Raw genomic sequence first — 11,083 nt, 5'->3', positions numbered from 1 at the left:
GTGTAGGCGGGTCACACCGACCGGAAAACGCTTCGGCCCGGCAGGTCAACCTGCCGGGCCGAAGCGTTGGTGTTCGTGGTCGCGTCAGTGCGCGGCGCCCTTGCGACGCTGCCGCAGGAGTTCGAGACGCTCGTTGAGGAGAACCTCGAGCTCTTCCTCGGTGCGGCGCTCGAGCAGCATGTCCCAGTGGGTCCGCGGCGGCTTGGTCTTCTTCTCCTCGGGCGGAGCGCCCTCGAGAAGCTTGCCTTCCATGCCGTTCTTGCACGGCCAGGTGGCCGGGACCTCGGCATCGTCTGCGAAGGGGATGTCGAAGATCTCACCGTTGTCGGTGCGGTACTGGACGATGCGACGCGGCGCGAGATCGTGGTCGCGATCGGTCTCGTAGCTCACCGCACCGAGGCGGCTACCCCGAAGTACTCGATCTGCCATGAAGGGTTCCTCTCAGACTTCCTCAGATTCTCAGTTTGCCGGATCTCTCAGCTCTGCTCGCGTGGTGTTCACCGTTGAACCCAACAACTGAGTCGTCAACAGAAACATTCTACGCGCATCCGGCCTCCCATTTCGTCACTGCCCATTTCGTCACTGCCGACCGCGTGCCGATTCGGCGGCGGTCACCAGCTGTCACGCGCCGCCCATCCGGTTGCGTCCCGACTCGCCGTGCCCTGCCTCGCTGCGATCGCCGAACCGGGTACGGTCTGTCGTTGTGGAACAGCCCTCCCGTCACCGACGTCGCCCGTACGCCTGTGCGTGGTGCGGCACGATGATGGTCGATTCGGAGCTCGGCCGGCGGCGCAAGTACTGCAAACGGTCGTGCAGGCAGCGCGCCTATGAACAGAGAACGCAGCTCGAGGGCACCAGCATTCCCGCCGACGCGGTGATCCTCACCCCGGCCGAGGCCGCGGATTTCGGCGACCGGATGTTCGCCTTGCGCTGCGCCGCCGAGGACCTGGGCACCGCAGTCGAAGAACGCGCGGACCACGAGGTCCTCGCCGAGCTGACCGACCGGTTGCTCGAGCTCGCGAAGGAAGCCGAGCGACTCCGGTGATCGCCCGCATCTTCGGCCTGTCGTTCGCGGTGTCCATCATCGCCCTCGTCGTGGCCTACCTCTACATGGGCTGGACCGGTCTGGCGCTGGCCGCGATCCTCGGCATCCTCGAGGTGTCGCTGTCCTTCGACAACGCCGTCATCAACGCGACCATCCTGGAGCGGATGAGCGCGTTCTGGCAGCGCATGTTCCTGACCATCGGCGTCCTCATCGCGGTGTTCGGCATGCGCCTGCTGTTTCCGCTGCTGATCGTGTGGATCACCGGCGGGCTCAACCCCGCCGAGGCGTTGCGGCTGGCCACCAACCCGCCGCCGGACGGCGGGTCGCATTTCGCCGACGGACGGCCCAGCTACGAGACGATCCTCACCGAGGCGCACCCGCAGATCGCCGCGTTCGGCGGCATGTTCCTGCTGCTGCTGTTCCTGAACTTCGTGCTGACCGACCGGGAACGCAAGTGGCTGACCTGGATCGAGCGACCGCTGGCGAAGATCGGAAAGCTCGACCAGCTGCCCGTCGTCCTCGCGGCCGTCGCACTCGTGCTGACCGCGGAGTACCTCGCCGCCGACGACATCCGCGCGACCGTGCTCATCGCCGGCATCCTCGGTCTGGTCACCTATATCACCGTCGACGGCCTGAGCTCGCTGTTCATGGCCGACGGTCCGGAGACCGGCGGAACCGTTGCCGGGGAAGCCGACGCCGCGGAGGCCGAGACCGGGGGAGTCGACGCGGGGCGGTCTGTTGGTGCGCCGGGGGAGTCCGGGAGGTCCCGCGGCCCGTCGCCGGCCGTGCAGGCAGTGGGCAAGGCAGGCTTCTTCCTGTTCCTCTACCTCGAGGTTCTCGACGCGTCGTTCTCGTTCGACGGCGTCATCGGCGCGTTCGCCATCACCTCGGACCCGATCATCATCGCGCTCGGCCTCGGTTTCATCGGCGCGATGTTCGTCCGTTCCATCACCATCTTCCTGGTCCGCAAGGGCACGCTCTCCGAGTATCGCTATCTCGAGCACGGCGCCCACTGGGCGATCGGTGCGCTCGCGGTGATCCTGCTGCTCGGCGTCGAGTACCACATCGACGAGATCGTCACCGGTCTCGTCGGCGTCGCTTTCATCGGCGCCTCGCTCGCCAGCAGCATCCGCGCGAATCGACGTGACGCCCAGCGCAACTCGCCGTCCTCGGTGAACGCCTGAATCCACGTCCCAGACCATCTGATGGGTCGTTCATGACGACCCGATGAACCTTTCGGGACACGTTCGGATCAGTCTGGGCGTCCTCCTGTCATCTGTTGGTCCGCCGGTGTAGAAAGGACGGCGTTGGTGACGTGGGTCACCCCGAATCGAGTACTTGCCAGGCAACCAACCGGTGGTGTGAATGGACGACAGGCAATTGCAGATGATCCAGTTCGAGAAGAACTGGTACCCGCTGGGTGGCGGTTCATCCAAGCAGATCATCGAGGAGTTCGGCGTGTCCGATCGGGACTTCTTCGCCGAACTCGATCGTCTCGTCGACGCCGACCCGCCCGAGGCCCTCACCGAATCGGAACTCCGGCGTATGCGCCAGGTCATCAAACGACGACTCTGGATGGCCCGCTGAGCGACGGGTTCTCCGTCGACGGGGATAATCGATGTCGTGCCCTTCTCCGACGACGAACTCGAAGCGTTCTATCGCGAGATCGAGGCACGCACGGCATACCGGGAGCTGATGGATCGAAGGCGCGCCGAGCGTTCGGCCCGGCTCGCCGATCTCCCGGAGTGCCCGACGCCGGACAAGCTCCCGTTCACCTCGCCGGCCGCGGCCATGGACGGGATCGAACGCATCAGGGCGCGGACCCTCGGCACGGTGACGCTTCGCTACTACGAATGCGTCTGCAATCGGTGGCACATCACCAGTTCGGCGCAGTTGACCCATCGCCCGGAGGCGCCGGTCCGGCGACGGAAGGGTAAGAAGAAGCGGTGATCCCACCGATTTCCTCGTCGACCGCCGGACCGACGGTGGTCATCGAACTCGCCTGCGCGGATGCCGCCGCGACCGCCGGTGCCCACGGCGTGCTCCTCGGTCTCGACGCCGCCGATCCCTCGATGCCGATCGTCGTCGGAAACACCGAACTCCGACTGGGTGACCGCGAGCCCGGCACGGACGTCGACCGCGACGGCGCGCACCGCGTGTACTTCAGTGTCGACGATCTGCCGGCTGCGCTTCGGTTGTTGACCAGGCGCGGGTTCCCGCTGACCGAGACCGGGATCGCTGCGGTGGGGGAGCCGACCCCGCTCGGTGTCGCCGGACCGTCCGGCATCGCACCAGTCCCGGCAGGCGACATCACCGGGATGGACCACCTGGTCTTCATGAGCGATGACCGCGACCGTGCCGTCGCCCTGTTCGGCGGCGTCTTCGGACTGGACTTCCGGCTCGACCAGCCGATCGGGGACACGGCCCGCCAGCTCTTCTTCCGTGCCGACGACCTGATCGTCGAGGTCGTGACCGGAACCCGATCGCCGGACGCACCGCCCATGCCGGCGGCGGCTACCCTGTGGGGCGTCGCCTGGCGCGCGCCCGACATCGAGGCCACGCACGCGCGGCTCACCGCAGCGGGCCTGGATCTCAGCGAGATCCGCGTCGGCCGCAAGAAGGGCACCCGCATCTTCACCGTGCGCGAGCGATCTCTGGGCACACGCACCGTCGTCATCGGTCCCGCCTGAGACAAGACGGCGGATGCTGTCTTTTGGCCGAGGACTGCGGTAATCTGACTACGAATGTTGTCGAAAGCAGGCTTCGCTCGAGATGGGGGTGCCATGACCGCGGTACACGACGATCCGACGTCCACTGCGTCGGATGCGGCCGACCTCGAGGGCGCGGACCACCTCATCAACCATCGCGATGCCGAGATCGAACTGATCCCGCCGGACTCCCTGACCGCGCGGCTCACGGGGCTGTACACGTTCCTGCCGATCAACGGCGCTGCCTTCGTGATGCAGGTGATGCACCCGATCATCGGGGACGTCGTCGACAAGTTCTCCGTGTTCCGCAAGGATCCGATCGGCCGCGCGATCCGCTCGGCGGACTCGGTCTTGCGCTGGACCTACGGAGGCCAGGAGGCCATCGCCGAAGGGCACCGCCTGCGCAAGTTGCATCAGCCCCTGCAGATGCGCAATGCCGAGGGCAGGCACATCAGCGCGCTGAACCCCGAGGCCTACGCCTGGGTGATCGCCACCGCGTTCCCCACGATGACGACGGCCGCGCCGTTGATGCTGGGACGCGAGTTCTCGCTTGAGGAGCGCAAGGAGCTCCTGCGCGACAACCGTCGCATCGCCAAGATCGTCCAGGTCCCGATGAAGGGGTACCCGGAGACCCTCGAGGAGTTCGACGAGTACTTCGACGACTTCATCGAGAACAAACTCGTTCGCCACCCCGTCGCCGTCGAACTCATCGAGCAGATGCGCCAGGCCCCGCCGGTCCCCAAGACGGTGCCCGGGCCGCTGCGTCCGGCGCTGAAGAAGGTCGCCGCGACCGCGTCGGTGCCGCTCCAGAACTTCAACTACCTCACCACCGTCGGCGTGATGGATCCGCGCGTCCGCGAGATCCTCGGCCTCACCTGGACCGACCAGGAGCAGCGCCACCTCGAGAAGATCCACGCCCGGCTGCGGTTCGCCTACCGCACCCTGCCGGAGCGCTTGACCTATTTCCCGCTCGCGTACCACGCGCGCCGGCACCACGACGCCATCCAGGCGATGAAGCGTCGCGAAAAGGCCAGCGCCGCATACCAGTACGCGTCGAAATGAGCTGGGACTGAGCCGACGCGCCGATGTTGGGGGGTGCGTCGGCCCAGTCCCGCCCACCCGTTTCGTAGCGGCTCACGCGGCTCTCATGGTCGAGAGCGGACCCGGTGAACGATAGATTCCGCTTACACACCATGAGCTGTCGAGCATCTGTGTAGGGACTTCGGGTTCATGCGTCGGTGGGTCCGGACCGATGAGCGAGTGCAATCGAATCCGCTTACGCAGGAGTCGTTTGCAGTCGCGTGATCGGACCTGCGACTGAACCGAGCATCCGATCTGGGTCGTGCGAGGCTATGGACTGAAGTGGGGACTGCGAGGTTCTCGGGTGGTCTCCCGCCACTATTGTCAATAGTGTGGATCACTAAGTGATTCTCTTCGCCGTCCTTACCATTTGTCATGGTCGATGCATTTTTCTGATTCTGTCGTGCGTGCATTTTTCTGCGGTACTGTCTGGTATCACGTCGCCGGCAGTGTGCTGAATCGGGAGATGCAGATGAATGTTGTCAGGAACTCAAGGGTTCGTGTTATCGCCACGATTATGGCCCTTGGCTGTGCACTCGCGGTTGCCGTGAGTGCCACCGGCGCCGCGGATGCTGCGGTGAAGACGGTGAATGTGAATCACAGCAAGAGTACCCGTTGGACCGAGTCGAAGATTCGGCTCAGTCTCACGGGATCGTTTTCGATGAACGTGACCTATGACAGCTCTGACAAGTCCCAGCTCAGTATGGCTGGATTCTTCAAAGGTGGCGTAGTCACCAAGAGTGCTTGGACCAACCACAGGCTCTGCGTCTACGGACAGGTCAATCTCTGGGCGAAACGCAAGGGGCCCGGCACTTTTGCATTGGACATCGATCCGCAGTACGTGACCGGTTCCAGCACTCCGTATATGTCCAGCATGGGATCTCCGAAGGTATGGTCCACCGGAAGTGGTTCCAGAGCGACGCAGTATGGAATCTTCTCCTACGGTACTGGTTGGAAATGTGTCGAAAACGAGAATGTTGTCACCTACTCGATACCTGTGGGCAATATCGGATGGATGACGACCGCGGGAGCTCAGATCTACAAGATCGAGATCATCTCCTATGCGCAGAACTATGAATACAACAGTGACACAGTCGCAAAGAGGGCTGAAGCGAAAAAGGGCAGGAATGTCTGACGGTCTATCTGCGGATCAGTGTGTGAGAGGGCTGAAGCTCTCCGCCACATACCCGCCGATCGCCAACGACGACGTGATCCCCGGTGACTCGATCCCGAACAGATTCACCAGTCCCGGCGAACCGTGTTCATTCGGTCCCTGGATGACGAAATCCGCGGCCGCCTCACCGGGACCCCCGACCTTCGGCCGAATCCCTGCGTACGCGGGAGTCAACGTCTGGTCCGGCAAACCCGGCCAGTACCGACGGATCGCCTCCTCGAACACCGTCCGACGCCCCTCGTCGACGCGATGGTCGAGGTCCTCGGCGTCCCCGTCGATCCATTCCACATCCGGACCGAACCGCGCCGCACCGTCGAGGTCCATCGTGAAATGCACCCCGAGTCCGCCGTCCACCGGCACCGGATACACGAGATGCTCGAAAGGAGCTCGCGCACCGGTCAGTCCGAAGTAGTTCCCCTTCGCCAGATGTCGTTGGGGGACAGGACCGTCGAAGCCGACGAGCGATTCGGCGACCGACCACGCACCCAGCCCCGCGCAGTTCACGACGAGGTCCGCCGATGCGGCCGAACCGTCGGCCAGTTCCAGGGTCACGCCGGCATCGTCGACGCGCCCGCCGACGACCCTGCTCCGCAACGCCACTGCTCCGCCGAGATCCTCGACGTCACGCTGCAGCGCACGCACCATCCCCGCCACGTCGACGATCCCCGTGGACGGGGATAACAACGCGCCGACGCCCCAGACCTCGGGTTCCAACTCGTGGAGCTCGGACTCGTCGACGCGGCGCAGATCCTCCACACCATTGGCCAGTCCGTGGCGCAACAACGTCTCGAGCCGACCCGACTGCGCGTCGTCGGTCGCGACGATCAGCTTTCCGGGCCGACGCCAGGCGACCCCGTGCTCGTCGCAGTACCGCGTCAGCATCTCGCGACCACGCACGCAGAGTCGTGCCTTCAGGCTGCCTTCGGGATAGTAGATGCCGGCATGGATGACCTCGGAACTGCGCGAAGTCGTCTGCGTGCCAACGGCGTCGGCGGCCTCGAGCACGACCACCTCGCGGCCGGTCAGCGCCAGCGCACGGGCCACCGCCAGGCCGACGATCCCGCCGCCGACCACCAGACACTCGACTCGGTCCACATGTCCTCCCTCGTCGCACAGCGAACTTACCCAACCGGGTCCCACGGCTCGTGCACACTGGGCTGATGCGGCACTCCGAAGTCCTCGCGATCGTTCAGGCCGGCGGGCGTGGTTCCCGGATGGAGGTCCTGACCGACCGCCGGGCCAAGCCGGCGCTGCCGTTCGCGGGGAACTACCAGCTCATCGACTTCCCCCTGTCCAACCTGCACCACTCCCACATCGACGACGTCTGGCTGTGCGTCCAGTACCAGGCCGACGGCCTCACCCAACTCGTCGCCGGCGGGCGCCCCTGGGACCTCGACCGCACCAGTGGCGGCCTGCGGATCGTCATGCCCGAGCAGACCGATGCGCCGGAGACCGAAGACGGATTCGCCACCGGCAACGCCGACCTCCTCTACCGCATCCGCGACCGCATCGTCGACCAGGACGCCGCCGAGGTCATCGTCATGAGCGCCGACCACGTCTACGACTTCGACTATCGCGACGCGCTCGACACCCATCGCCGCCACGGCGCCGAGTGCACCGTCGTCACCACCACGTGCGCGCTCGACGAAGCCTCCCGGCACGCGACCGTCACCGCCCGCCGGGACGGCACCGTGCGCGAGTTCCGCTACAAACCCGAGCGTGCCACCACCCGCACCATCGCCACCGAGATCTTCGTCTACGACTCGACCGTTCTGGTCGAAGGTCTCGAGAACCTGATGCGCAAGACCACCGAGCACTCCGCCGCCGACGACACCGGCCTCGGCGACTTCGGCGAACACCTGCTGCCGTGGTTCGTCGACCGCGGCAAGACCGTCGCCCACGCGATGTCCGGATATTGGATCGACGCCGGACGCCCCGAGACCTATGTCCAGGCCCACCGCGACCTGCTCGCCGGCAAGCTCGACGTGTTCCGCGCCGACCGTCCGATCCTCACCAACCAGCCGCAACGCACCGCCGCGCGCGTCGAGGCCGGCGCGGTGATCGAGGACAGCCTGATCAGCAGCGGTGCCCGCGTCCACGGCACGGTTCGACGCAGTGTGCTCGGACCCGGTGTCGTCGTCGAGAAGGGGGCCTCGGTCGTCGACTCGATCGTCTTCGCCGACAGTGTGATCGGCGCAGGTTCCTCGGTCGCGTGGTCGATCCTCGACGAACGAGTCCGGGTCGGTCCCGACGCCACGGTCGGCGGGCATCCCCGCACCCGTCCGGTCCCGACCCGGAAGATCACCCTCGTCGGCATGGACACCCGCATTCTTCGCGGCGCTCGGGTTGCGTTGGGCGACCGCATCGAATGCAACCGCCGTGTGCGGTGACTGATAGCCTCGCGCGCGTGATCGAGACCGCGCGCATCTGGCGAGACCACGACCCGGACCCGGCGACCCGGGCCGAACTCACCCGTCTCATCGATGCCGCCGACAGCGGCGATGGTGTGGCGCTCGCCGAGCTCGAGTCCAGGTTCCGCGGCCCCCTGATGTTCGGGACCGCCGGACTCCGCGGCGAGATCGGGGCGGGGGAGACGCGGATGAACGTCGCCGTGGTCACCCGAGCCACCCACGGACTCGGCCGGTACCTGATCGACACGGTCGGTCCCACGGCAAGGGTCGTCGTCGGTTGCGACGCCCGGCACGGCTCGGACGACTTCCTCGACGCCACCGCGGAAGTCCTTGCCGCTCAAGGCCTCACCGTACTGACCCTGCCACGCCGGCTGCCCACCCCGGTGACCGCCTACGCCACCCGCGCCCTCGACTGCGACGCCGGCGTCATGATCACCGCCTCGCACAACCCGCCCGCCGACAACGGGTACAAGGTCTATCTCGGCGGACGCGCGGCCGATGACACCGGCCGCGGCGTGCAGATCGTTCCGCCGGCCGACGCCGAGATCGCCTCTCGTATCGCGAGCGCACCGCCGGCGGACGAGGTCGCCCGCGCCGCCACGGGTGTCACCGCGCTGGGTGGAGACGTCGTCGACGCCTACATCGCGCGTACCGCCGGTCTACGGCGCGTCGGCTCGCCGAGCCCGATCCGGGTCGTGCTGACCCCGTTGCACGGTGTCGGCGGGGTCACCGCGCTCACCGTGCTGCGAATGGCCGGCGTCACCGACATCCACGTCGTCGAGGAGCAGTTCGCGCCCGATCCCGATTTCCCGACCGTCGCCTTCCCCAACCCCGAGGAACCGGGCGCCCTCGACCTCGCGCTCGACCTGGCCCGCCGAGTCGACGCGCACATCGTGGTCGCCCTCGACCCCGACGCCGACCGGTGCTCGGTCGCGATGCCCACCCGCGACGGCGCCTGGCGCCAGTTGTCCGGCGACGAGATCGGCTGGTTGCTGGGGGAGCAGGCCGCCTCCGACCACGACCGTGCCGGCCGCACCCTGGCCTGCTCGATCGTGTCGAGCCGGCTGCTCGGCAAGATCGCCGCGCACCACGGCCTGGACTTCGCGGCGACGCTGACCGGCTTCAAGTGGATCGCCCGCACACCGGATCTGCGGTTCGGTTACGAGGAGGCGATCGGCTACTGCACCGACCCGGAGTCCGTTCGCGACAAGGACGGCATCTCCACGATGGTCCGTGTGCTCGCCCTCGTCGAGGAACTCGCCGGGCACGGCCGAACCCTCGAGGACAAGCTCGACGACCTGGCCCGTCGCCATGGCCTCCACGCGACCGCGCTGTTGACGATCCGCGTCGACGACGTCGCCGAGATCGGGGCGATGATGGATCGGTTCCGGCACACCACGGTGGACGCGCTCGCCGGATCCGAGGTCGTCGAGTTCCTGGACCTGGCGGAGGGTTCGGCCGATCTGCCGCCGACCGACGGCGTCCTGCTGCGCACCGCCGCCGACGACCGGGTCATCGTCCGCCCGTCGGGTACCGAACCGAAGCTGAAGTGCTACCTGGAGGTGGTGCTGGGATGTCCCGACGGCCACATCCCGCGCGACGAGGCCGCCGAGCGGCTGGAGGCATTGAAAGCCGACGTCGCGGCCGTTCTCACCGGCTGAGACCGGCAGAGACACGAGGAACGCACGCGACGGGCATGGGAATCGGGTCCGCGACCCCTACCATCGAAACCGTGTCCCGATCCGACGACGACCAGCGTCTCCGCGACCTCACACTGCTGCGCAAGGTGCGCGACCGGATCGACCGCGAGTACGCCCAGCCCCTCGACGTCGAGGCCCTCGCGCGCGGCGTGAACATGTCCGCCGGCCACCTGAGCCGCAGGTTCAAGCAGACCTACGGCGAATCCCCGTACTCCTACCTGATGACCCGCCGCATCGAACGCGCGATGACGTTGCTGCGCCGCGGCGACCTCAGCGTCACCGAGGTCTGCTTCGAGGTCGGGTGTCAGTCCCTGGGCACCTTCAGCACACGCTTCACCGAACTCGTGGGCGTCCCGCCGACCGTCTACCGCGAGCGATACGCGGACTCGACCGACGGCATCCCGCCGTGCATGGCCAAGAACATCACCAGACCGATCAGGAATCGAGAAGCGCGGCACGGCTGATCGTGCCTAGCCTGGCTTTCATGAACATCACCATCCAGTACGCATTCCTCCCGCACACCGATGCCGAAGCGGCACTCGGTTTCTACCGCGACCTCCTCGGTTTCGAGGTCCGCAAGGACGTCGGCTACGAGGGCATGCGGTGGCTCACCGTCGGACCGCCCGATCAGCCCGGCACGTCCGTCGTGCTCTATCCGCCCGGCGCCGAGCCCGGGATCACCGACGCCGAGCGACAGACCATTCTCGAGCTGATCGCCAAAGGTTCTTACGGCGCGCTGACTCTCGCGACCGACGACCTCGACGGCCTGTTCGAGAAGCTGCAGGCCAATGGTGTCGACATCGTCCAGGAGCCCATGGACCAACCGTACGGCGTGCGTGACGCCGCGGTCCGCGATCCGTCCGGAAACCTCATCCGCATCGACCAGGCGAGCTGACCGATGTGCGGTGCCGGACGACAACCACCGCCCGAGGCCGTGACACCCACTGCCTTCGGAGAACATCCCG

The 11,083-nt window shown here is 66.6% G+C and carries 13 protein-coding genes; 11 read left to right on the top strand and 2 right to left on the bottom strand.

The genetic code is table 11. From position 1 onward, the window contains the following. Window positions 1-84 precede the first annotated feature (84 nt). Window positions 85-429 carry an RNA polymerase-binding protein RbpA gene (locus ABFT43_RS19630; protein ID WP_347961977.1) on the bottom strand — a complete coding sequence of 115 codons (345 nt, stop codon included), beginning with the start codon at window positions 427-429 and terminating at the stop codon, window positions 85-87. Window positions 430-760: 331 nt separating this feature from the next. Here ABFT43_RS19630 and ABFT43_RS19625 point away from each other — a divergent pair, with 331 nt between their 5' ends. From ABFT43_RS19625 to ABFT43_RS19595, 7 genes are all read left to right on the top strand, one after another. Continuing rightward, entirely contained in the window at window positions 761-1,045 is a 285-nt protein-coding gene (locus ABFT43_RS19625) for a hypothetical protein (RefSeq protein WP_347961976.1), read from the top strand. Further along, complete coding sequence (locus ABFT43_RS19620; protein WP_347961975.1) at window positions 1,042-2,229, top strand: DUF475 domain-containing protein; 1,188 nt, start codon at window positions 1,042-1,044, stop codon at window positions 2,227-2,229. Before ABFT43_RS19625 ends, ABFT43_RS19620 begins: the two co-directional genes overlap by 4 nt. 181 nt (window positions 2,230-2,410) lie before the next feature. Further along, window positions 2,411-2,632, top strand: a complete 222-nt coding sequence (locus tag ABFT43_RS19615) for a DUF3263 domain-containing protein (RefSeq protein ID WP_347961974.1) — start codon at window positions 2,411-2,413, stop codon at window positions 2,630-2,632. Between the two features lie 36 nt (window positions 2,633-2,668). Then, on the top strand, window positions 2,669-2,995 hold the full coding sequence (locus tag ABFT43_RS19610; RefSeq protein ID WP_347961973.1) for a hypothetical protein: 327 nt from the start codon (window positions 2,669-2,671) through the stop codon (window positions 2,993-2,995). Beyond that, the gene (locus ABFT43_RS19605; protein WP_347961972.1) at window positions 2,992-3,735 is read left to right on the top strand and encodes a VOC family protein; all 744 of its coding nucleotides are present in this window, start codon (window positions 2,992-2,994) and stop codon (window positions 3,733-3,735) included. The genes ABFT43_RS19610 and ABFT43_RS19605 overlap by 4 nt, the downstream gene beginning before the upstream one ends. Before the next feature lie 93 nt (window positions 3,736-3,828). Next, window positions 3,829-4,815, top strand: a complete 987-nt coding sequence (locus tag ABFT43_RS19600; RefSeq protein WP_347961971.1) for an oxygenase MpaB family protein — start codon at window positions 3,829-3,831, stop codon at window positions 4,813-4,815. 421 nt (window positions 4,816-5,236) lie between these two features. Further along, a complete protein-coding gene (locus tag ABFT43_RS19595; protein ID WP_347961970.1) occupies window positions 5,237-5,968 on the top strand; it encodes a hypothetical protein in 732 nt (243 codons plus the stop codon). Window positions 5,969-5,983: 15 nt separating this feature from the next. On the opposite strand, the gene ABFT43_RS19590 is transcribed toward ABFT43_RS19595, so the two are convergent. After that, window positions 5,984-7,102: an NAD(P)/FAD-dependent oxidoreductase gene (locus ABFT43_RS19590; protein ID WP_347961969.1), complete on the bottom strand. Its 1,119-nt coding sequence runs from the start codon at window positions 7,100-7,102 to the stop codon at window positions 5,984-5,986. A 65-nt stretch (window positions 7,103-7,167) separates the two neighbouring features. Between ABFT43_RS19590 and ABFT43_RS19585 the strand changes: the two genes are divergently transcribed. The 4 genes from ABFT43_RS19585 to ABFT43_RS19570 all read left to right on the top strand — a co-directional run bounded on the left by ABFT43_RS19585 (window position 7,168) and on the right by ABFT43_RS19570 (window position 11,013). Continuing rightward, window positions 7,168-8,397, top strand: coding sequence for a glucose-1-phosphate adenylyltransferase family protein (locus ABFT43_RS19585; protein WP_347961968.1), 1,230 nt, complete (start codon window positions 7,168-7,170; stop codon window positions 8,395-8,397). Further along, the gene (locus ABFT43_RS19580; protein ID WP_347961967.1) at window positions 8,376-10,079 is read left to right on the top strand and encodes a phospho-sugar mutase; all 1,704 of its coding nucleotides are present in this window, start codon (window positions 8,376-8,378) and stop codon (window positions 10,077-10,079) included. The genes ABFT43_RS19585 and ABFT43_RS19580 overlap by 22 nt, the downstream gene beginning before the upstream one ends. Before the next feature lie 71 nt (window positions 10,080-10,150). Beyond that, window positions 10,151-10,582: a helix-turn-helix domain-containing protein gene (locus tag ABFT43_RS19575; RefSeq protein WP_457590191.1), complete on the top strand. Its 432-nt coding sequence runs from the start codon at window positions 10,151-10,153 to the stop codon at window positions 10,580-10,582. Window positions 10,583-10,602: 20 nt separating this feature from the next. Beyond that, complete coding sequence (locus tag ABFT43_RS19570; protein ID WP_347961965.1) at window positions 10,603-11,013, top strand: VOC family protein; 411 nt, start codon at window positions 10,603-10,605, stop codon at window positions 11,011-11,013. The last annotated feature ends 70 nt before the right edge of the window (window positions 11,014-11,083 follow it).

The organism is Gordonia aurantiaca, assembly GCF_039939235.1.
In the GTDB taxonomy this organism is placed as follows: Bacteria; Actinomycetota; Actinomycetes; order Mycobacteriales; family Mycobacteriaceae; genus Gordonia.
Note: the sequence above shows the minus strand (reverse complement) of the source record. Positions and strands in the feature narration are given on the sequence as shown.